Here is a 21,175-nt window from a genome sequence, read left to right on the forward strand (position 1 = left end):
CCTGAGGCTTTGGGCGTCTGAGTTATTCGCCCGGAATCTCTGGCTCCACCAGCAGCGCCAGCAGCTGCAGCGACTCCTGCCAGCCCACGTAGCACATCTCGGTGGGGATCACCGCCGGGATGCCCGCCTGCACGATGGACACTTCGGTCCCCGCGATCACCTTTTTCAGCTGGATCGTGGTGCGCATCTCGCCCGGCAGGTTGGGGTCGTCAAACCGGTCGGTGTGCACGATGCGCTCGCCCGGCACCAGCTCCACATACTCGCCGCCAAACGCATGCGTGCCGCCACTGCTGAAGTTGGTGAACTGCATGCGGTAACTGCCGCCCACGCGTGCGTCCATGCTCAGCACCCGGCCGGTAAACCCGTGGGGCGGCAGCCATTTGCACATGGCGTCTGGGTCCAGAAAGGCGCGGTAGATGCGCTCTGCCGGGGCGCGCAGCACGCGGTGCAGGGTGACGGTACCGGTGTTGGTGTTGGTCGTCATGCTCGGGTCTCCTTGGGGTGTAGATCTGTGGTGGATGAAAGCGTGAACCGCCAAACCATATCGGTTATTCAACGTGTTCACACCCCTACGACGGACGGATCTGCGCGTTTTCGACACGCCGCTGTTGTAACGGCCAACTTTTTGGCAAAGCCTCAGCCTTTCAGGCCAAAACCGTCCGCACCCCAAAGCTCTCGCTGCCCTGCGCCCAGGCCAGCAGCCGGTCAATATTGGCGTGCTTGCCGGGGAAGGTGCGCGCATCGGCTACATGCTCGGCATACCACTCCAGCCCCAGGGTGGCGGCCGCAGGCGTGATGCTGCTGCCGTACAAGGCAGCCAACGCGGCATACACCACCAGCGACCCGGTCTGTCCGGGCTTGTTCTCGATGGTGGCCAGCACTTGGTCGTCCGCGCCCAGTAGGTGCAAGGCGGCGAGGTGGCTGGCGGAGGGGAGTTGCTTGAGGCGGTCTGCGAAGTTCATGGGCAAGGACAAAGGGTGGATACCACGGGCGGATTCCCCGGCCCGCAGCGGGTGGATGGGTCGTGTGGGCCTGCATTGTCGTGCCGCCCCGGTGGGCCGCACAAACCATCCCGTGTTCTGAGCAGCGCGCCTGCATCTTTTTGTGGAGGGTTGACCAACTCATAGCCATTTGGTTATTATTCTTCATCCATAACCAATTAGTTATATTTTGTGAAATCCCCTGAAGACCTGACCTTCGCGGCGTTGGCAGACCCCACGCGCCGTTCCATCTTTCAGCAGCTGTCCCGGGAAGGGCAGCAGACCGTGAATGTGCTGACGGGGCATTCCCACATTTCCCAACCGGCGGTGTCCAAGCACCTGGCCGTGCTCAAGCGTGCGGGGCTGGTGGAAGACCGCCGTGCCGGGCGCGAAACCTACTACCTGGTGCGGCGCGAAGGATTGGCGCCCCTGGTGGACTGGATGAGCGTCTATGCCGGCTTCTGGAACCAGCGCCTGGATGACCTGGAGAACCTGCTGGGACGCATGGACCAATGACTGCGCAACTCCACACCACCGAAAACACCATGCAGAACCGCCATCACCTTTCCTGCCCTGCACCTGCCGTTGCGTTTACCTTGCAGGCGGTGCGCCATGGCTGACGCAACCCGATCCCACGCCACCGCCCCCACGGCGCCAGGCACGCAGTCCCTGGTGTTCGAGCGGCAGATACCCCACCCGCGCGAGAAGGTCTGGCGGGCGCTCACGCAGTCCTGGCTGATGGAGGAATGGCTCATGGAGAACGACTTCGTGGCCGAAGTGGGGCATCGCTTCACGGTGCGCGCGCAGCCGCTGCCCGGCTGGTCGGGCGTGACGCATTGCGAGGTGACGCTGGTGGAGGCGCCCAGCCAGCTTGCCTACCGCTGGGGCAACGGCACCGAGTCGGCCAACGGGCTCATCACCCACATCACCTGGACCTTGCAGGAGCACGGCGGCGGCACGCTGCTGCGCATGGAGCAGGCGGGCTTCCGGCCCAACGACGGCATCAGCTTCGAGCGCATGGGCGGCCTGTGGCCGCGCATTCTGGAGCGCCTGGAGCAGGTGGTGCACGGCCACTAAAGCCCACCCAACACCCCCATCCCCTCACCCACAGTTCCCTAACCCATGAACTCAAGCATGAACATGACTACGCCCACTCCCCAAACCACCAGCACCCCCGGTGTGCGCATTGCGATCGTCTTTCACAGCGGCTACGGCCACACGGCGCGGCAAGCGCAGGCCGTGAAAGAAGGCGTGGCGCAGGTGGAGGGCACGGAGCCCCTCCTCATGACGGTGGAGGAAGCGCCTTCACGATGGAATGACCTGGCGTCCGCCGACGCCATCATCTTCGGCGCGCCCACCTATGTCGCCAGCGCCTCCGCGCAGTTCAAGGCCTTCCAGGAGGCCACGTCCAACGTGGTGATGGCCAAGGGCCTGGGCTGGAAGGACAAGATCGCAGCAGGCTTCACCAACTCTGGCTCGCGCTCGGGGGACAAGCTTTCCACCCTGATGCAGATGGCCCTGTTTGCCGCGCAGCACGGCATGCACTGGGTGAACCTGGCGTTGCCCCCTGGCAACTGCTCGTCCACCGGGTCGGAAGAAGACCTGAACCGCCTGGGCTTCTGGCTGGGTGCCGCCGCGCAGTCGAACACCGATCAGGGCGCCGACCTGGTGCCGCCGGAGGCAGACCTGGCCACGGCGCGGCACCTGGGGGAACGCGTAGCCCACACCACGCTGCAATTTGTGCGGGGGCGTGTGCACTGAAGCTGGCGGTGTGTGGCCTTCTGTGCTGGCCGCGGAAGGGCACTGCCGGACGCCGCCCGCGAAGCCCAGGGCCCATGAATTTGAATGAAATTGGCCGCCAGCGCTTGATCGGTAAGCGCTGGCAGCTCTCAAAAGTAAAGTGCGCCCGGTTCGAAGGAAGTTCGTCCACCGCAGGGAGCGACCATCGGGTTCACGCCTGCCACACCCCAAACCCCGCCGACCGCAGGTCGATGCCAATCTCGATCTCCCGGTCCACTGCATCCTCGTAGCTCATGGGGTTGAAGCCTTCGTACAGATCGGGCAGCAGGCGCAGGCCGTATTGCGTCACGAACCGGTTGGCCTGGATGCCCGCCTTGTGCTTGTCAAAGCGCACATCCGGGTCCAGCCCGGTCATGCCCACATACACGCAGGGCTTGCCCTCGATGTAGCCCGGGTTGCACCGGCGAAAGCGCGGCTCCAGCAGCACGTCTTTGGAGAGTTCGACCACGTAGACGTGGTGGTGGAGCTTGCGGCGGCGCATGGGTGGATGGGATAGACGCGGGTAGTAGGGCTGCGGTGAAGCGCTCTGCGCGGTGCTACTTTTTACTCGTCATCGTCCGCCTGGCCGTCATCGCTCAGGCGGCGGTCCAGCTTGCTGCGCAGCGACTCGGTTTCTTGCAGAAACTGCTCTACCGGCACGGCCGGGGCCACGCGCAGGCTGGGCGGGAACAGGCTGCTCATGTATAGCGTTTGCGACAAGCGCATGTTGTTGAGCCACTGAGCACCCAGCCACGACGGCACGCCCAGGGCCACCACTGCAGCCACCATCCACGCCAGGCCCACGCGGCGGCGCGGCAGCACGGTCGCCAGGTGGGCATACAGCGCACCAGCCAGCACCAGCACGATCAACACACTGGCGAACTGCGAAAAAACCTCCAGCGAGAAAACGAATGCGGTCAGGTGGGCCACCAGATGCACCACATCCACCCCCAGGGCCGCAACGCAGGCAATGCGCACGTGGCGCCAGAACTGCAGGTGGCCCGCAAACACCTTGTTGGCCGCCGCCCACACGCCCGACCAGGCGCCCAGCACCACCAGCAGCGTCAGCAACACGCCCGGCACAGCCTTCAGGTATTGCGAAGTGTCGCGTGCATCCAGCCACGACTCCCCCAGCCCCACCAGCAGCACCAGCGCCACCAGCGCCGCCGTGGTCCCCACCGTGCGCCACGGAAACTGCGGCAGCGGCTGCTCGTCGGCAATCGGCGCATCGGCCAGGCGCAGCGTGATGTGGGTGTGGCCCAGGTCGATGGGCGTGGCGTCGGGCCAGTCAAAGTGCTCGCCCGGGCCGTGCTGCTTGCGCTGCAGGCGTGCGCCATTGCGCGTCTCCAGCACCTCGATCTGCACGGTGCGTGGCTCGTTCACCGCGCGGTCGATGCGCAGGTGCCGGGGCGCCACAAACGGGTCGTCCAGCACCAGGTCGCAGTCCAGCGCCCGGCCCACCGTCACGGGCCAGCGCGTGATAGGCGCGCGCGCCAGCAACGCGCCGTGGCGGTCAAAGGCTTCGATAAGCCCCAGGGTGGTCGGCATCGTGCTCATGGTGCGGCCTCCCAGCGGAAGGCCTTGAGGTAGTGGCTGGCCAGCTTCATGCCGTTGTCAAAGGCGATGCCCTGCACGTCCAGGCGGCCCAGCACGCCTTGCGTAGGCTGGTTGATGGACGCGGCCAGAACAGTCATGTTGTACAGACCGGGCAGCTTGCGGTAGGCCGACAGGCAGACCACCGCGCGCAGCGGCAGGCTGCCGGGGTCCACAAAGCGCTCGGTGCACTCTGCGGCTGTCTGGTGGCGGTTGCCGCGCCGTTGCAGCTGTTCGTTGGCAAAGCTCTGGGAAAACATCCGGGCGAACCGTGCAGCGCCCAGGGTGGGGGCGTTGTAGGCCTCATAGCTCAGGCGCACTGCGCCGGTGTTGAATTCACCCGCCACCACATCGCTGTCGGCCCGGCATTGCGTGCGCTCCAGGTTCAGGCCCGGAAACGCCGGGTCGCGCCCCGATCCCCAGCACCGCGCCAGCGCGTCGTCGGGTACGGGCACGCGGTAGTTGCCGTGGCGCTGTTCGCGAAACGGCGCTTTCAGGAACCGGTCTGTCAGAAGCTGCTGGTGCTCCATCAGTTGTCGCGTCATCTCGGCATGCGCGGCCTGGGTGATGGGCTGGGCGTTGGCCGCACGCTGCACCAGCGCCTGCGCAAACTCGGCCGGGATCAGAAAGCTGACCTGCTCGCCGTCGAGCCGCTTGGCCACGTTCACGCCCAGCACGCGGCCTGCGTCGTCCACCGCCGGGCCGCCGCTCATGCCTGGGTTGAGCGTGCCGCCAAAAAAGATGCGTGGGTAAAAGCTGCGCTTGACCAGCCCGTTGTAGGTGCCCTCGGTCACGGCAAAGCCGATATCGAGCGGGTTGCCCAGCGAGTAGATGCGCTCGCCCTGTGCCAGCGCCTCGTCGGCGGGCCGAAAGCCCAGCACCGGCGCAGCGGCCGTGCGGCCCTTGGCGCGCAGCACGGCCAGGTCGCGCTGCACGTCAAACGCCAGCAGCTCCACCTCGCCCTCCTGCCCCTCCATCGTCACGTACACGCCCCGGTAGCGCTCGGGCTCCAGCGCCAGCTGGCTGGCCACGTGGAAGTTGGTGACGATAAGGCCATCGGCCGACACAAAAAAACCCGAGCCAATCGACGCCTGCGTGTTGGCATTGCGCAGCAGCGTGCGGATCTGCACCAGCTTGTCGCGCGACAGCTCATAAATGCGCCGGGCATCGCGCGACAGCAGGGCGGCATCCGCCCCGGTGGGGGCAGAGGCTGCAGCGGCCCCCGGTGGCGGTGTGGTGCCGTCTGCCGGGTCACTGCCCGCTGGGCGAGTTGCCGGGGTAGCGGCGGGTGGAGGGGCATTCTGTGCGTGGGCGACCAGGGCGCAGAGCAGCAGAACCAGGGACGAGGTGGCCAGCCGCAGGGGCCGGATCAGGGGGAAGGGCATCGCGGTATTCTATGAATGCCCTGCACCTCCCCAGGTTCTGCCTGGGCAACCCATCCAATATCTACGCACCCACGCACCCATGCCAGAAACCCACACCTATCCCATCGGCACGCCCGGCCAGCCCTGGGGCGCCGCAGAGCGCGACCAGTGGCGCACGCGCCAGGTGCGCCAGCGCAGCTACGCCGACGACGTGCTCACCGCCATCGAGGCACTGCGGGGCCGGTTTGATGTGGAGCTGTATGGCGACGTGGTGTATGCCAACGACCAGCACCCGGCCGAGCGCTTTCCGCTGCGCGCCATCCGCAGCCGCAACTGGCAACCCGGCCTGCCCAGCGTGCTCGTCACCGGCGGCGTGCACGGCTACGAAACCAGCGGCGTGCACGGCGCACTGCGTTTTGTAGATACCCAGGCCGAACGCTTTGCAGGCCGTGCCAACCTGCTGGTGGTGCCCTGCGTCAGCCCCTGGGCCTACGAACGGTTTCAGCGCTGGAACTTTGACGCCATCGACCCCAACCGCTCGTTCAAAGAAGGCTCCTCCGCGCAGGAATCCCTCGCCCTCATGCGGCTGGTGGCGCAGCACCAAGGCCAATATGGTCAGTTCACTGCCCACATCGATCTGCATGAAACCACCGACACCGACGAATCCGAATACCGCCCCGCCGTGGCCGCGCGCGACGGCAAGGTGTTCGAGCCCGGCAGCATCCCCGACGGCTTCTACCTGGTGGACGACACCGAGAACCCGCAGCCCGCCTTCCAGCAGGCCATCATCGAGGCCGTGGGCCGCGTTACGCACATTGCGCCTGCGGACGACAAGAACGAAATCATCGGCTCGCCGGTGGTGGCCCCCGGCGTGATCCGCTACGAATTCAAGGCCTGGGGCCTGTGCGCGAGCGTCACGGGTGCGCGCTACACCACCACCACCGAGGTCTACCCCGACAGCCCCCGCGCCACGCCCGAGCAGTGCATCGCGGCGCAGGTGGCGGCGGTGTGCGCGGCGGTGGAGTTTGTGTGTGGGGTGCAGTAAACCTGTGTCGTTTTTTTTTTGAGTCAAATTGGCCTCTACCGCTTGAAGGATAAGCACTGATAGCTATAAAAATAGAAGCAAATGGCGCTGAGGCGCCAAAGCTCAAGCCCACCTACCCCCCGCATTTAGAGCGGCTAACAAAGCTCAGCGAAGCGGTTCTGGCTAGACGCTGCGTCGCAGGCAGTACGCGCAATACAACAAGACGCGGCAACGACGCCAGAAGAGTTTTGTTAGTCGCTCTAAAAGGAAACAACGCCCATGGACTGGCCCCAGATGCTGGATACCTTCGCCCGCATGCCCGCCGCCGAGCAGCAGGCCTGGTGGCGCATGGCCGCCGGGCTGCTGGCCCTGGTGGTGGCGCTGCTGTGGCTGGAGAGCCGCTACTTCAAGTCCAGCCGCCGCGTGGGCAGCTGGCTGGCGGTGCGCCTGGTGTCGGTGCTGGCCGCGCTGCTGGCAGTGGCGACGGTGCTGCTGCCCGCACGCGCCGTGGGCGGGCCCGCTGCGCTGGGCGTGTTTGTGCTGTCGCTCTACACCCTGGGGCCGGTGGTGTGGTTTGGCGGCCATGTGCTGGCCGGGCGCTGGGTGCGGCCCGCACTCTCGCGCGCTGAAAGCCTGGTGCTGGGCCTTACCGGCCTGGCCATTGCCGCCGTGCCCATCTACGCCAGCCTGCTCGCGCAAAGCGCCCTGCAAACCGCAGCACGCGACGTGGCCCAGCGCCGGGAGCTGCCCGCCAGCAACCCCCCGCTGGCCCACACCGTGCAGCCCGTGCAGCGCTACCACCTGCCCGGCGTGGGGCTCATCTACACCCAGTCACTGCTGGGCACCCCCGACAACCGCCTGCTGCGCGTGGAGCAGCGCCACGGCGGCGGCCGATGGCCCACGCACCCCCACCCCGTGGCTCACCCCAGCTACTGCACCCACGGCAACGACGTGCACCTGATGTGGTCCGCCCAGGAACCCCCACCCTACCTGCGCCTGCACTGGGCCCAAAGCAACGGCGCACCCACCAAGGCCGAATTCACGCCCCAGCAGGTGTTTGACCCGGCCACCCCCGTGCCCGACTTCCCCCTCACCCTGCGCCCCGACGGCGCCGACCCCGCCGCCCCCATGGCGCGCGAAAGGGCGTACCTGGTGCTGGTGAAAGAGGGGCAGGCGGCGCAGCCGCAACAAGCTCCGACGCAGCAACCGCCGCAGACCTACACCCAGATGCTGGGCAGCCCCCCCGAAGCAGGCGAGGTGCGCACGACCGATTGCGTGATGGCGGGTTTCCAGATCACCCCCACGGTTGCCAAACAAGGCTGGCAGGTGCAGGCCATGGGGCTGGTGTTTCAGCTCTCCACGGGCGGGCAGCCGTTGCGGGCGTTGGTGGAGCGGAAATAGAGGCGAAATGGGCCGTTTCCGCCTGATGGTATTGCCTTTTCTGCTATCAAATTGAAAGCAAAAAAGGGTTTGATGCATGAGTGCGAGTGCTTCTTACGGATTGCTTCCCAACGCGCCCAGCAACCGCGCACTCACCTCGGCCGCATCCAGCGTGGCGAATGCCATGTTGTGCTGTTCCGTCAGCGGCCCATGGCCCGGCTCCATGCGGCCCGCAGCGTCGTAGCCCATGGCCTTGAACTTCCACACCCCGCCAACCAGCTTGAGCGAGCCCACATGCGCGCCATCGGCGGTGTGGACTGCCACTGCGGCGGCGTTGATGGGCAGCAACTGCAAGGGGCCTGCCAGCGGGCCGGGCGGTATGTGGGCGAAGGTGGGGGTGAAAGTGAGCGGCAGGGGTGAGGAAGGGAGCATGGCGGTGTCTCTATCGCAAATGGCGTGGCGCTTGCGGCGCGGTAGCTCGATCTCTGCCCGGTGTGTCGCGTGTTGTGGGTGCTTTGCCGACCGATCGCAGGTTTCGCTCTGCACCCCGTGGGAGACTATGGGCGGTTTGCATGGATCATGCAATTGGTCTCTAGCACTTATCTGTCTCTGGCGGCCAGGTGTAGTCGGTGGCTACTGGCCGGTGCCGGTCCCTAGGCTGGGCCACCATCAATCCTTGAGGCTCACCCCCAGGTTGTCCAGCTTTTGCATACGAGTCCCTGCGTTTTGCGGCCTTTGCAGCCGTTTCCGTGGCGGCTTGGACTGCCTTGGGCCCCTTGTTCGCCGCAGCTTTGATCAATCCGAGCTTGTGAGCGGCATCTGCCTGCGCCCGCTGGAAAGTGGCGATGAGTTCAGCATGGGCAACGGATGAGTTCACAAGGACTTTCCTTTCCATCAGCGTCATCACCCTTGAAGGGTGACGTTGGTGCGAAGCAAGGCGGTTCTCAATTCGCGAGTAGCCGGTTTTGAAATATCCACCTTTTGAACAGCCACGTCGAACGGTGAGCCCGGCCTGATGCTGGTTGGCAGTATCTTTTTTGCTGGATTCTTGGCGGGGTACGTGCCCTGACCCGGACACATGCGAACGGAAAACCCGAATTCTTCGAGCGCACCTTTTGCATACAACTCTGCCAGTTGTTGAAACGTCACGAAGGTTGAACGTTTAACGTCTTTGAATCCTGGCTGGCTGATGTCGCGAACGATCTCAAATTTACCGAGTGAATCTCGCTGTGTATCGGTAAACGGATGCAGTAAGAAGGTCTGACGAACGCCATTCTTTTTGGACACCAGGGTGTGCTCGACGGTGATATCGGTTAGCAGCATGTTGTTTTCCTCGCTTTTCAAGCTGCAGCTTGCACAGCAGCATCATTCGCCATTCCGCCCAAAGTCGCAGACTGTGTTTTCACACCAAGCTACTGGGTAGCTGATGTCCTACCCCTTGAGATGCGAAGTGTTCGACGCAGAAAATTCTCATCTGAAGGCGGGGATTTTGACTAAACGGCAGCAAATGACAGATCCATATTGCACTGTGACAGGTCGTTTCGCATCGAAAGCTGTCATCAGTCCAAAAGAAAACGGCCAGCAAATATAGAAATTTGCTGGCCTTCTTTCCAATCAGGAGGTAATCACTTCCCCCACGAATCCTTCAACCCCACCGCCAAGTTGAACACCGGCTTCCCTACCTTGTGGTCAATACGATCCGCCACAAAGTACCCATGCCGCTCAAACTGGAACTTGTCATCTGGCTTGGCATTGGCCAGTGACGGCTCCACGATGGCGGTCACCACCTTCAGGCTGTTCGGGTTCAGGCTTTCGATGAAGTCCTTGCCGCCCGCGTCGGGGTGGGCGTCCAGGAACAGGCGGTCGTACATGCGCACTTCGGCATTCACGCCGTCGGCCACGCCCACCCAGGTGATGGCGGCTTTCACCTTCACGCTGTCGGCGCCGGGGGTGCCGCTCTTGGTGTCGGGCACCACGGTGGCCAGCACTTCGGTGATGACTCCGTCAGCATCCTTGGTGCAGCCGGTGCATTCGATGACGTAGCCGCCCTTCAGGCGCACCTTGTTGCCGGGGAAGAGTCGCTTGTAGCCTTTGGGGGGCACTTCTTCAAAGTCTTCGCGCTCGATCCAGACTTCTTTGCCGATGGTGAAGTGGCGCACGGGGCTTTCCACGCCTTCGGGTGGGTGGGGCAGGGCGGGCAGGCTGCAGGGCTCCAGGTGGCCTGCGCCCATCACGTCGTCCCAGTTGGTCAGCACCAGCTTGACGGGGTTGAGCACGGCCATGCCGCGGTGGGCTTTCAGCTCCAGGTCTTCGCGCAGGCAGCCTTCCAGGGTGCTGTAGTCGATCCAGCTGTCGGATTTGGTCACGCCGATGCGTTCGGCAAAGGTCTGGATGGAGGCGGGCGTGTAGCCACGGCGGCGCAGGCCCACGATGGTGGGCATGCGGGGGTCGTCCCAGCCGCTGACCTTGTGGTCGTACACCAGCTGGGCGAGCTTGCGTTTGCTGGTGATGACGTAGGTGAGGTTCAGGCGCGCAAATTCGTACTGGCGGGGGGGCGGGCTGGCCAGGAGGCCGCCTTCGGTCAAGCGCTCCAGCAGCCAGTCGTAGAAGGGGCGCTGGTCTTCAAACTCCAGCGTGCACAGGCTGTGGGTGATCTGCTCCAGCGCGTCCTCGATGGGGTGCGCGTAGGTGTACATGGGGTAGATGCACCAGGTGTCGCCCGTGTTGTGGTGGGTGGCGCGGCGGATGCGGTAGATGGCCGGGTCGCGCATGTTGATGTTGGGGCTGGCCATGTCGATCTTGGCGCGCAGCACCATGGAGCCATCTTCGTGCTGGCCGTCGCGCATTTCGCGGAACTTGGCCAGGTTTTCGGCCGGGGTGCGGCTGCGGAAGGGGCTGTCCACGCCGGGCTTGCTGAAGTCGCCCCGGTTGATGCGGATCTGCTCCACCGTCTGTTCGTCCACGTAGGCATGGCCGGCTTCGATCAGGTACTCGGCGGCGCGGTACATGAAGTCGAAGTAGTCGCTGGCCTGGTAGGGAGCGGCGTCGGGTGCGCCGTTCCAGTCAAAGCCCAGCCATTTCACCGCGTCGATGATGCTGTTGACGTATTCGGTGTCTTCTTTTTCGGGGTTGGTGTCGTCAAAGCGCAGGTGGCAGATGCCGCCGTAGTCGCGCGCCAGGCCAAAGTTGATGCAGATGCTCTTGGCATGGCCCACGTGCAGGTAGCCGTTGGGCTCGGGCGGGAAGCGGGTGCGGATCTTGGCGGGGTCGGGCTCGCCCTGGGCGTGGTGGGCGGCGTCGCCGGGGGTGCCTGCCCAGCGGCGGTTGGTATAGGTGCCTTTTTCCAGGTCATGCTCGATGATCTGGCGCAAAAAGTTGCTGGGCTTGACGGTTTCAGGGGCCGCAGAAGTTGCAGTGGCGGCGGTATTGGCGGGGGAGGGGGTGCTCATACAGCCATTTTAGGCGCCGGTTTCGTGATGGTTTACGCATAGAAACAGGCGCGTATACGTCCAGACACAACGTAAAGACGATTTTGTGCCATCCTTTTGCCTACTTGGTGCGTTATGTACCGGTGAGGTGAGTCCATTTGGCTGGCTGCCCTCGCTCAAACAGGAGATTTCCATGACGAAAACCCGTTCTATCTATGCCATGGCCGCTTCGGCTGGCGTGGCGCTGGCATTGCTGGCCGGCACGGGCGCAGCCCAGGCCCGCGACGTAAATTGGTCGGTTGGCATTGGCGTGCCTGGCGTGGTGGTGGGGGCCAGCAATGGCTACTACGCCCCCGCCCCGGTGTATGTGGCACCGCCCCCGCCCGTTTATTACGCGCCCCCTCGGCCCGTGTACTACGCGCCTCCCCCCGCGTATTACGCACCGCCCCCGGTCGTGTACTACGGTGATCGCGGCTACCGCCACCATCGGCACCACCGCCACCACGGATATGGCCATGGGTATGGCCACGGCCGCTGGGATCGTTGATCCCTGGTCTGATCCGCTGGCAGCCTGACCGGGTTGCCGCGTTGTGTAACCAACCTCTTGGGCGCCAGTCGCTCACAGGCAGCGTCTTTGCACAGGCTGCCTTTTACAGCGGCCCTTCGGGGCCGCTTTTCTTTTGACGCGGGAATTTTGGCGCGCGCACGGTGCGCGCGGGGCGCCGCATAATCGCGCACTCTGGCCTGCCAGCGTGGCAGGCGCAACGCCCCCGGAGTGCCGCATGTCTGTGAAGAAAAAAACCGTTTTTGTCCTGAATGGCCCCAACCTGAACCTGCTGGGCACGCGCGAGCCCGCTGTGTATGGAGCGGCCACGCTGGCCGATGTCGAAAAGCTGTGCGCCGATGCGTGCGAGCGCCATGGTTTTGCGCTGCGCTTTCACCAAAGCAACCACGAAGGCGCACTGGTGGACTGGATTCACGAGGCAGGCCGCCTGCACGCAGCGGGCGAGCTGGCAGGCGTGGTGATCAACGCCGGGGCCTACACCCACACCAGCATCGCGTTGCACGATGCCACCAAGGGCACGGGCATCACGCTGATTGAGCTGCATATCAGCAATGTGCATGCGCGCGAGGCGTTTCGCCACCATTCGTACATGGCGGCAGCCGCCAAGGCGGTGATGTGTGGCTTTGGCGTGCTGGGCTATGGCCTGGCGATTGACGGCCTGGCGCAGTTGCTGGCCCAACAACCTGCGGCCTGACGCGGGGCGGGCAAGGGGGTAGATAGATAAATGAATCCCCCATTGCCCCTGCAGGTGTCTGAGGACGAGGTGGAGATCACCGCCATGCGCGCCCAGGGCGCGGGTGGGCAGAACGTCAACAAGGTATCAAGCGCCGTCCACCTGCGCTTTGACGTGGCAGCATCGTCGCTGCCCGAGGACGTGAAAGAGCGCCTGCTGGCCCTGCGCGACACGCGCATCACGCAAGAGGGTGTGGTGGTCATCAAGGCCCAGCAGTACCGCAGCCAGGAGCAAAACCGCACCGATGCGCTCGCGCGGCTGAACGCGCTGGTCAACACTGTGGCTGTGCCGCCCCGGGTGCGGCGCGCCACCAAACCCACCTACGGGTCGAAACAGCGGCGGCTGGAGGGCAAGACCCAGCGCAGCGAGACCAAGGCACTGCGGGGCAGGGTGCGCGACGGGTCTTGAACCGGGGCTCCCTGTGTGGTGGGTATCTCCACGGCCATCGTCCATGGCGCATTGGTATCACTTGTAGAACAATCTGTCCGGCCAGCAGGGCTTGGTATCAGGTGCTATCAGTCCTACATTCATTGCATTCACGGATGGAATTGCCATGACTGCCTTTGCCCAAGCCCCTCTCACTGCGCCCGCTGTGGTTCCCGCCTTGTTCGTATCGCACGGCGCGCCGCTGTTTGCCATCGATGCTGGCACCACCGGCCCCGCGCTCACGCAGTGGGGTGAAAGCCTCAAGGCGCAGTATCCTGGCCTGCGGGGTGTGGTCATCATGTCGCCGCACTGGATGGCGCGTTCTGCCCAGGTCATGACCGGCCCGCAGCCCGCCACGTGGCACGACTTTGGCGGTTTCCCGCCCGCGCTGTACCAGCTGCAATATCCCGCCTCAGGCTCGCCTGCGCTGGCGCAAGAGGTGCTGGGCTTGCTGCAGGCCGCCGGTGTGGCCGCAAAGGGCGATGCCGCGCGCCCCTTTGACCATGGCGCCTGGGTGCCGCTGATGCATTTGTTCCCGCAGGCCGATGTGCCCGTGGTGCAGGTGGCTCTGCCCGTGGGCGCTGGCCCGGCCGATGTGTATGCACTGGGTGCCGCGCTACGCAGCCTGCGCAGCCAGGGCGTGCTGGTGGTGGGGTCCGGCAGCATGACGCACAACCTGGCCGAATTCTTTGGCGGCGAGCGTGCGCCCGCGCCCTACGTGCTGGAATTCAGCCGCTGGATCGAGGATGCGCTGGCCCGTGGCGACATGGCCGCGCTGCTCAACTACCGTACCCAGGCCCCCCATGCCAGCCGCGCCCACCCGACCGAAGACCATTTCTTGCCCATCTTCTTCGCGCTGGGCGCGGCGGGCGACGATCTGCACGCAAACTACTTGAGCCGCGAGGTGATGTACAGCATGCTGTCGATGGATGCTTTTGCCCTGGAGCCTGTCGCAGGACGGGCGGTTTAAGTAAGTTTTTTAGCTAAAAATGCCGCTGGCGCTTGTCTATGCTCAATCTACCGCTCACATTTTTGCAGCGACCCGCTGCTTCCACCACCCCCCGCCCCTGGCTGCTGGTGCTGATGCACGGCGTGGGCAGCAACGAGCAGGACCTGTTCAGCCTGGCGCCGCAGATCCCGGATCGGTTCCACGTGCTCAGCCTGCGCGCACCGTTTCGCATGGGGCCGGGCGCGCACGCGTGGTTTGATTTTTCCATCGAGCCCGGTGGCGAGCGCACCATCAACGAAGAGCAGGAAGCGCAAAGCCGAGCCCTGGTAGCCCAGGCGGTCGAGTCTGCCGCCGAGCAACTGGGCATTCCGCCCGAGCGCGTGGTGGTGGGCGGCTTCAGCCAGGGCGGCATCATGGCGCTGTCGCTGCTGCTGACCCGGCCCGCGCTGATGCAGGCCGCGCTGGTGTGGCACAGCCGGCTGCTGCAGCAGGTGGTGCCTTTGAGTGCGCCCGCCGACGCGCTGCGGGGCAAACGGCTGTGGCTGAGCCACGGCACGCACGACAACGTGATCCCCCTGGCCCACGCGCAGGCCATTGCGCACCACATGGCGCCGCTGCCGGTGACGGTGACGTACCACGAGTTCCCCAGCGCGCACGAGATCCGACCTTCTGAGCTGGCGGCCACGGTGGCGTGGCTGGAGTCGCTGTCGACAACGCCAACGGCGTTTTAGTCGCGGGGTTCCGGGGCGCGGTCTACATCGCGTTACCGGCGCCTCATCCAGCAGGTTTCCAATCAAGCAGATCCCCAAGGGGGATTGGTAGGGAACGCCCTGCGCCGCAGCCACTCGGACAAGGGTTGTTCCCGTCTTGAAGGAGATCCGATGCCTGAAAACGAAACCGCCGAGTTCCGCCCCGTGCCACCGCGCGCATCCTCCACACCGTGGATCATTGCCGCCGTGCTGGCCTGTGCGGTCGGCGCTGGAGCCGCCTGGTGGTTCTGGCTGCGCCCGGTGGAGGCCCCGGGTGCGCCGCCCCCCGTGGCCAGCGCACCCGAAGCGCCCGTGGCCCCACCGCCCATGCCCGAGGCATCGGGTCCCCAGAACCCTGTGGATGCGCTGGCCCCGGCAGACACCGCCTTGCCCGCATTGGCTGAATCCGACAAGCGAGTGGCGGAGTTGCTGGCCGAATTGCTGGGCAGCGACAAGGTCGCGTCGTTCTTGTTGACCGAAGGTTTTGTCCGCAGCGTGGTGGCCACGGTAGACAACCTGGGCCGCGCCCAGGCCCCGTCGCGCATGTGGCCGGTACAGCCCATGCCGCAGCGCTTTGTGGTAGACGGCGAGGGCGATGCCCCCACCACGATTGCCACCACCAATGCGGCCCGCTACAGCGCCTTTTTGACTTTTGCAGAAGCCGTGCCCCTGGAGCCTGCCGTGGCCTTGTATGCGCGGCTGTACCCGCTGTTCCAGCAGGCGTATGAAGAGCTGGGCTACCCCAAGCGCTACTTCAACGACCGCCTGGTGGCCGTACTGGACCACTTGCTGCTGGCGCCCGAACCCAAAAGCCCGCTGCGCGTGAAGCTCACGCCCGTCAACACCGATGTGCCCAACCTGCGCCCGTGGGTGCGCTATGAGTTTGTGGACCCGGCACTCGAATCGCTCACCAGCGGGCAAAAAATTCTGGTGCGGATGGGGCCTGCGAACCAGGCGCGCGCGAAAGCGCTGCTCCGTGATCTGCGCAAGCGCGTGGCAACCAGCGAGTTGCAGCTCCCGCAACGGTGAAGGATGTGAGTGGTTGCTGCGCGGCGGCTACAGCGGCAGTGCCATGGTGCGCTTGACCTCCTTGAGCGAGAAGCTCGTGGAAATCTCACGCACGCCGGGCAGGCTGCGCACATGGGTGCGCACATAGTCGGCAAACGATGCGAGGTCGGCCGCCACCACCTCCAGCTGGTAGTCGTAGCGGCCCGAAAGGTTGTGGCACGACAACACCTGGGGCATCGCCATGACCTCGCGCTCCAGGGCCGATGTGGTGTCAGCCGTGTGGTCGTGCAGCGCCAGCTGCACAAAGCCCAGCACGCCCCAGCCCACACGCTGGCGGTGCAGATGGGCGTGGTAGCCCGCAATCACGCCCGCATCCTCCAGCGCGCGCACGCGCCTCCAGCACGGGGAGGTGGACAGCGAAACCGCTTCGGCCAGATCGCCCACGGTGGCGCGACCATCGCGTTGCAGGGCGTTGAGGATCGTGCGGTCCACGGGGTCGAGCGGATGAGGGTGCATGGCAGTGTGTCCTGCAGATTGGGCGATTTAAGGCAAATTTTGCCTTCTTTGATCGTATGAAGGGCAAATAAGGCGAAAACTTACCCGTTGATGGGTTGAAGAATCTCTCTATTCCAAGGAGACCACCATGACCCGCACATCCGCCACCGGCTTCAGCACCCGCGCCATCCACCACGGCTACAACCCGGCCGACCACCAGGGCGCACTGGTGCCGCCCATCCACACCTCGGCCACCTTTGCCTTCCCCGATGTGGCCTATGGCGCGCGCTGCTTTGCAGGCGAGGAGCCCGGCTACTTCTACACCCGCATCGCCAACCCCACGCTGGCGCTGCTGGAGGGGCGCCTGGCCAGCCTGGAGCAGGGCGCAGGCGCCGTGGTGTTCGGCTCGGGCATGGGGGCCATCACGGCCACGCTGTGGTCCATGCTGGAGCCGGGCGATGAAATCCTGGCCGACCTTACGCTGTATGGCTGCACCTTCTCGTTTTTGCACCACGGGCTGGGCCGCTTTGGCGTGAGCGTGCGCCATGTGGACATGACCGACCCGGCCCACGTGGCCGCCGCGCTGAGCCAGAAGACCCGCGTGGTCTACCTGGAAACCCCGGCCAACCCCAACATGCGGCTGGTGGACATTGCCGCCGTTTCGGCCCTGGCCCACGCCCAGGGCGCCAAGGTGGTGGTGGACAACACCTACTGCACGCCTTACCTGCAGCAGCCCCTGCTGTTGGGTGCCGATGTGAGCGTGCATTCCATGACGAAGTACCTCGGTGGCCATGGTGACCTGACCGCAGGCGCGGCCGTGTTTGCCGATGCAGAACTGGCCCAGCGTGTGCGCCTGTATGGTCTTAAAGACATGACCGGCGCGGTGATGTCGGCGCAGGACGCGCACCTTGTGATGCGTGGCCTCAAGACGCTGGCGCTGCGCATGGACCGCCACTGCCAGAGCGCTCAGAAAGTGGCCGAGTTCATCGCCGCCCACCCGGCTGCGGCGGCCGTGCACTACCCCGGCCTGCCCAGCTTTGCCCAGCACGCGCTGGCAAAGCAGCAGATGCGCCAGATGGGCGGGATGATCGCTTTTGAGCTGCGTGGTGGCCTGCAGGCGGGCGTGCGCTTCATGGACGCGTTGCAGCTCGTCACCCGCGCCGTGAGCCTGGGCGATGCCGAGACGCTGGCCCAGCACCCGGCCAGCATGACTCATTCCACCTACACGCCCGAGCAGCGTGCCGCCCATGGCATTGCCGAAGGGCTGGTGCGCCTGTCGGTTGGCCTGGAGGACCTGGATGACCTGCTGGCCGATATTGGCCAGGCACTGGACCTGGTGCAGGCGCTGGATTTCAAGGCCGAGCCCACTACGGGGAAGACTGCGGCAGCGGCAGCGCCGTCTTGTAACGCACCTGCTTGAGCGCGAAGCTGGAGCGGATCTTCTCCAGCCCTGGAATGGGGGAAAGCTGTTCGACGATGAAGCGCTCCAGCGCCGCAATGTCGGGTAGTGCCACGCGGATGAGGTAGTCGGAGTCGCCGCTCATCAGGTAGCACTCCATCACCTCATCGTGCTCGGCAATCCGTTGTTCAAAGTCGGCCAGCGCTTCCTTGCTCTGGCTTTTCAGGCTGATGCTGATGAACACGTTCAGTCCCAGCCCCAGTGCGGCGGCGTTGGCCAGCGCTACATAACGGGCGATGACACCCTCGGTCTCCAGTGCCTTCACGCGTGCCAGGCAGGGAGACGGCGAGAGATGCACGCGCCGGGCCAGCTCCACGTTGGAGAGCGAGCCATCGGCCTGCAGTTCGGCCAGTATGCGCAGATCGGTGGTGTCAAGCTTCATGTGCTGCAATATTGGGTTTTGGTGGAATATTGTGCTGCTATAGATGGCCAATTTTCGCGATTCGGCATCACATTTTTTGCAAATCCCTCTAGAGTGTGCTCCTATGAATGCCCCCTTGCCTTCCCATCTGCTCCATACCCAGGATGCCCTGGCCGACACTGACCCCCAGGAGACCGCCGAATGGCGCGACGCCTTTCTGGCCCTGGTCGCCACCGAAGGCCCCGAGCGGGCGCGGCACATGCTGCAAGAGCTGGTGCGGGTGGCGCGCGCACAGCGGATTGGCTGGCAGCCCGACCTGAACACGCCGTACGTGAACACTGTGGCGGTACAGGACCAGCCCGTGTTCCCCGGCGACTTGGCCGTCGAAGAGCGCGTGGCCTCCATCGTGCGCTGGAACGCGCTGGCCATGGTGGTGCGCGCGAACCAGGCGTATGGCGAACTGGGTGGCCACATCGCCAGTTATGCGAGCGCGGCCGACTTGTTCGAGAGCGGCTTTAACCATTTCTTCCGTGCACGTGAGGGTGTGGGTGAAGGCCAGCACCGGGGCGACCTGGTGTTCTTCCAGCCCCACAGCGCGCCGGGCGTGTATGCCCGCGCATTCCTCGAAGGGCGTTTGTCCGAAAAAGATCTCATGCATTACCGCCAGGAGCTGACCGCTCCGGCTGCGGGCGCACAAGGCCTTTCGAGCTACCCACACCCGTGGCTGATGCCGGACTTCTGGCAGTTCCCCACCGGCTCCATGGGCATCGGCCCCATCAGCAGCATCTACCACGCGCGTTTCATGCGCTACCTCACGCACCGCAATTTGCTCGACTGCAGCCAGCGCAAGGTGTGGGGCGTGTTCGGCGATGGCGAGATGGACGAGCCCGAAAGCATGAGCGCCCTGACCCTGGCTGCGCGCGAGGGTCTCGACAACCTGGTGTGGGTAGTCAACTGCAACCTGCAGCGCCTGGACGGCCCGGTGCGCGGCAACGGCCGCATCATCGACGAGCTGGAGCGCCTGTTCGCGGGTGCGGGCTGGAACGTGGTCAAGCTCGTGTGGGGCAGCGACTGGGACGGCCTGTTCGCCCGCGACCTGACCGGCGCGCTGGTGCGCACGCTCGAAGGCACGGTGGACGGCCAGATGCAGACCTTTGCTGCCAAGGACGGCCGCTTCAACCGCGACAACTTCTTCGGCCAGAACCCCGAGCTAGCGGCACTGGCCCAGGGCATGACGGACGAGCAGATTGATCGCTTGAAGCGCGGTGGGCACGACCTGGTAAAGATCCACGCCGCCTACGCTGCAGCCAGCGCCCACAAGGGCCAGCCCACGGTGATCTTGGCGCACACCAAGAAGGGCTACGGCATGGGCACGGCCGGCCAGGGCAAGATGACCACGCACAGCCAGAAGAAGCTGGACGAGACGGACCTCATCGAGTTCCGCAACCGCTTCAACCTGCCGCTGTCTGACGAGCAGGCTACGAGCCTCGCCTTCTTCAAACCTGCCGAAGACAGCCCCGAGATGCGCTACCTGCGCAGCCACCGCGACGCGCTGGGCGGCTACCTGCCGCGCCGAGAGACCACCTGCGCGGCGCTGCCCGTGCCTGCCATCGACAGCTACGCCCAGTTCGCGCTGCAGGCCGATGGCAAGGAGATGAGCACCACCATGGCCTTCGTGCGCATGCTGGGCACCTTGCTCAAGGACGCCACGCTGGGCCCGCGCATCGTACCCATCGTGGCCGACGAGGCGCGCACCTTTGGCATGGCCAACCTGTTCAAGCAGGTGGGCATCTACAGCAGCGTGGGCCAGCGTTACGCGCCCGAAGACATCGGATCGGTGCTGAGCTACCGCGAGGCGCTGGACGGCCAGATTCTGGAAGAAGGCATCAGCGAGGCAGGTGCCATCGCCAGTTGGACGGCCGCGGCCACCAGCTACAGCGTGCACGGCCTGGCCATGCTGCCGTTCTACATCTACTACTCCATGTTTGGCTTCCAGCGGGTGGGCGACGCCATCTGGGCGGCTGCCGACCAGCGCGCGCGCGGCTTCCTGCTGGGCGCCACCTCGGGCCGCACCACGCTGGGCGGCGAGGGGCTGCAGCACCAGGATGGATCGAGCCACCTGGTGGCCGCCACCATCCCCAACTGCAAGGCCTACGACCCGGCCTACGCAGGCGAGATGGCCGTGATCATCGATGCTGGCATGCGCGAAATGGTGACCGAGCAGCGCGACGTCTTCTACTACGTGACACTGATGAACGAGAACTACGCCCAGCCCGACCTGCCCGCCGGTGCAGCAGAAGGTGTGTTGCGTGGTTGCTATGTTTTTAAGAGCTACTCGCGCTTGATAGATAAGCGCGAGAGCACGATTTCATCCAAATCCGTCACCCTGATGGGCTCTGGCGCCATCCTGACCGAGGTGGTCAAGGCCGCCGAACTGCTGGCCGCAGAAGGCGTGGAAGTAACCGTGCTCAGCGTGACCAGTTGGAGCGAGCTGGCGCGCGATGGTGTGGCGTGCGAGCAGCGTTGGCTGGCGGGCGAATCCGCGCCTGCATCCGCATGGCTGACACAGCAGCTGGCCCCAACACGCGGGCCTGTGATTGCAGCCACCGACTACGTGCGCGCCGTGCCCGAGACGGTGCGGGCGCTTGTCCCCGAGGGCCGCAAGTATGTGACCCTGGGCACGGACGGATTTGGACGCAGCGACACGCGCGCTGCACTGCGCCAATTTTTTGGCGTAGACGCTTCCAGCGTGGCCCAAGCTGCACGACGCGCGATGGCCGCTGGCTGACGAACACGGGCGCCATGTGGGCGCCTGCTGTCGTTCCGCGACTTCGCAATTCCGCCGCCAGGGTGGGGTGGGTGAATGCCGTTGCCCAATTCGG

The 21,175-nt window shown here is 65.0% G+C and carries 23 protein-coding genes; 13 read left to right on the forward strand and 10 right to left on the reverse strand.

All coding sequences use genetic code 11. The features are described from left to right. Window positions 1-22: 22 nt before the first annotated feature. A complete protein-coding gene (locus LPA35_RS00525; protein ID WP_055398924.1) occupies window positions 23-484 on the reverse strand; it encodes an SRPBCC family protein in 462 nt (153 codons plus the stop codon). Between the two features lie 160 nt (window positions 485-644). Then, window positions 645-962, reverse strand: coding sequence for a DUF2322 family protein (locus tag LPA35_RS00530; protein WP_228894393.1), 318 nt, complete (start codon window positions 960-962; stop codon window positions 645-647). Window positions 963-1,172: 210 nt separating this feature from the next. On the opposite strand from LPA35_RS00530, the gene LPA35_RS00535 reads away from it, so the two are divergent. From LPA35_RS00535 to LPA35_RS00545, 3 genes are all read left to right on the forward strand, one after another. Beyond that, window positions 1,173-1,496: a helix-turn-helix transcriptional regulator gene (locus tag LPA35_RS00535; RefSeq protein WP_228894395.1), complete on the forward strand. Its 324-nt coding sequence runs from the start codon at window positions 1,173-1,175 to the stop codon at window positions 1,494-1,496. Window positions 1,497-1,592: 96 nt separating this feature from the next. After that, window positions 1,593-2,057, forward strand: a complete 465-nt coding sequence (locus tag LPA35_RS00540; RefSeq protein WP_228894403.1) for an SRPBCC domain-containing protein — start codon at window positions 1,593-1,595, stop codon at window positions 2,055-2,057. Window positions 2,058-2,114: 57 nt separating this feature from the next. Continuing rightward, window positions 2,115-2,741: a flavodoxin family protein gene (locus LPA35_RS00545; protein ID WP_228894404.1), complete on the forward strand. Its 627-nt coding sequence runs from the start codon at window positions 2,115-2,117 to the stop codon at window positions 2,739-2,741. A gap of 190 nt (window positions 2,742-2,931) precedes the next feature. Here LPA35_RS00545 and LPA35_RS00550 read toward each other — a convergent pair whose 3' ends face one another. From LPA35_RS00550 to LPA35_RS00560, 3 genes are all read right to left on the reverse strand, one after another. Beyond that, entirely contained in the window at window positions 2,932-3,261 is a 330-nt protein-coding gene (locus tag LPA35_RS00550) for a hypothetical protein (RefSeq protein ID WP_010460358.1), read from the reverse strand. 62 nt (window positions 3,262-3,323) lie between these two features. Further along, a complete protein-coding gene (locus LPA35_RS00555; protein WP_228894406.1) occupies window positions 3,324-4,316 on the reverse strand; it encodes an FHA domain-containing protein in 993 nt (330 codons plus the stop codon). Next, window positions 4,313-5,737 (reverse strand): serine protease, encoded by a 1,425-nt coding sequence (locus tag LPA35_RS00560; RefSeq protein ID WP_228894408.1) that lies wholly within the window; start codon window positions 5,735-5,737, stop codon window positions 4,313-4,315. The genes LPA35_RS00555 and LPA35_RS00560 overlap by 4 nt, the downstream gene beginning before the upstream one ends. A 79-nt stretch (window positions 5,738-5,816) precedes the next feature. On the opposite strand from LPA35_RS00560, the gene LPA35_RS00565 reads away from it, so the two are divergent. Further along, entirely contained in the window at window positions 5,817-6,761 is a 945-nt protein-coding gene (locus LPA35_RS00565) for a M14 family metallocarboxypeptidase (RefSeq protein ID WP_228894410.1), read from the forward strand. Window positions 6,762-7,019: 258 nt separating this feature from the next. Next, window positions 7,020-8,141 carry a hypothetical protein gene (locus LPA35_RS00570; RefSeq protein WP_228894417.1) on the forward strand — a complete coding sequence of 374 codons (1,122 nt, stop codon included), beginning with the start codon at window positions 7,020-7,022 and terminating at the stop codon, window positions 8,139-8,141. A 93-nt stretch (window positions 8,142-8,234) separates the two neighbouring features. On the opposite strand, the gene LPA35_RS00575 is transcribed toward LPA35_RS00570, so the two are convergent. From LPA35_RS00575 to LPA35_RS00585, 3 genes are all read right to left on the reverse strand, one after another. Next, window positions 8,235-8,552 carry a hypothetical protein gene (locus LPA35_RS00575; RefSeq protein ID WP_228894418.1) on the reverse strand — a complete coding sequence of 106 codons (318 nt, stop codon included), beginning with the start codon at window positions 8,550-8,552 and terminating at the stop codon, window positions 8,235-8,237. A 471-nt stretch (window positions 8,553-9,023) separates the two neighbouring features. Further along, window positions 9,024-9,443, reverse strand: coding sequence for a hypothetical protein (locus tag LPA35_RS00580; RefSeq protein WP_055393579.1), 420 nt, complete (start codon window positions 9,441-9,443; stop codon window positions 9,024-9,026). Between the two features lie 302 nt (window positions 9,444-9,745). After that, complete coding sequence (locus tag LPA35_RS00585) at window positions 9,746-11,569, reverse strand: glutamine--tRNA ligase/YqeY domain fusion protein (RefSeq protein ID WP_228894419.1); 1,824 nt, start codon at window positions 11,567-11,569, stop codon at window positions 9,746-9,748. 172 nt (window positions 11,570-11,741) lie between these two features. Between LPA35_RS00585 and LPA35_RS00590 the strand changes: the two genes are divergently transcribed. From LPA35_RS00590 to LPA35_RS00615, 6 genes are all read left to right on the forward strand, one after another. After that, entirely contained in the window at window positions 11,742-12,095 is a 354-nt protein-coding gene (locus LPA35_RS00590; protein ID WP_055393575.1) for a hypothetical protein, read from the forward strand. A 235-nt stretch (window positions 12,096-12,330) separates the two neighbouring features. Next, entirely contained in the window at window positions 12,331-12,807 is a 477-nt protein-coding gene (gene aroQ, locus LPA35_RS00595) for a type II 3-dehydroquinate dehydratase (protein ID WP_010460374.1), read from the forward strand. A 30-nt stretch (window positions 12,808-12,837) separates the two neighbouring features. After that, window positions 12,838-13,254: an alternative ribosome rescue aminoacyl-tRNA hydrolase ArfB gene (gene arfB, locus LPA35_RS00600; protein WP_228894420.1), complete on the forward strand. Its 417-nt coding sequence runs from the start codon at window positions 12,838-12,840 to the stop codon at window positions 13,252-13,254. 145 nt (window positions 13,255-13,399) lie between these two features. Next, window positions 13,400-14,242 carry a class III extradiol ring-cleavage dioxygenase gene (locus LPA35_RS00605; protein WP_228894421.1) on the forward strand — a complete coding sequence of 281 codons (843 nt, stop codon included), beginning with the start codon at window positions 13,400-13,402 and terminating at the stop codon, window positions 14,240-14,242. A 38-nt stretch (window positions 14,243-14,280) separates the two neighbouring features. Further along, entirely contained in the window at window positions 14,281-14,952 is a 672-nt protein-coding gene (locus LPA35_RS00610) for an alpha/beta hydrolase (protein WP_055393569.1), read from the forward strand. Between the two features lie 150 nt (window positions 14,953-15,102). After that, window positions 15,103-15,999 (forward strand): DUF3014 domain-containing protein, encoded by an 897-nt coding sequence (locus tag LPA35_RS00615; protein ID WP_228894422.1) that lies wholly within the window; start codon window positions 15,103-15,105, stop codon window positions 15,997-15,999. Between the two features lie 27 nt (window positions 16,000-16,026). On the opposite strand, the gene LPA35_RS00620 is transcribed toward LPA35_RS00615, so the two are convergent. After that, on the reverse strand, window positions 16,027-16,494 hold the full coding sequence (locus tag LPA35_RS00620; RefSeq protein ID WP_008903283.1) for an Lrp/AsnC family transcriptional regulator: 468 nt from the start codon (window positions 16,492-16,494) through the stop codon (window positions 16,027-16,029). A gap of 127 nt (window positions 16,495-16,621) precedes the next feature. Between LPA35_RS00620 and LPA35_RS00625 the strand changes: the two genes are divergently transcribed. Further along, the gene (locus tag LPA35_RS00625) at window positions 16,622-17,893 is read left to right on the forward strand and encodes a methionine gamma-lyase (protein WP_176885405.1); all 1,272 of its coding nucleotides are present in this window, start codon (window positions 16,622-16,624) and stop codon (window positions 17,891-17,893) included. On the opposite strand, the gene LPA35_RS00630 is transcribed toward LPA35_RS00625, so the two are convergent. Beyond that, window positions 17,841-18,314 carry an Lrp/AsnC family transcriptional regulator gene (locus LPA35_RS00630; protein ID WP_055393562.1) on the reverse strand — a complete coding sequence of 158 codons (474 nt, stop codon included), beginning with the start codon at window positions 18,312-18,314 and terminating at the stop codon, window positions 17,841-17,843. The genes LPA35_RS00625 and LPA35_RS00630 overlap by 53 nt on opposite strands. A 103-nt stretch (window positions 18,315-18,417) precedes the next feature. Between LPA35_RS00630 and mdeB the strand changes: the two genes are divergently transcribed. Further along, entirely contained in the window at window positions 18,418-21,081 is a 2,664-nt protein-coding gene (gene mdeB / locus LPA35_RS00635) for an alpha-ketoglutarate dehydrogenase (RefSeq protein ID WP_228894423.1), read from the forward strand. Window positions 21,082-21,175 lie beyond the last annotated feature (94 nt).

Source organism: Acidovorax sp. Leaf73, assembly GCF_916855635.1.
Lineage (GTDB): Bacteria > Pseudomonadota > Gammaproteobacteria > Burkholderiales > Burkholderiaceae_C > Acidovorax > Acidovorax facilis.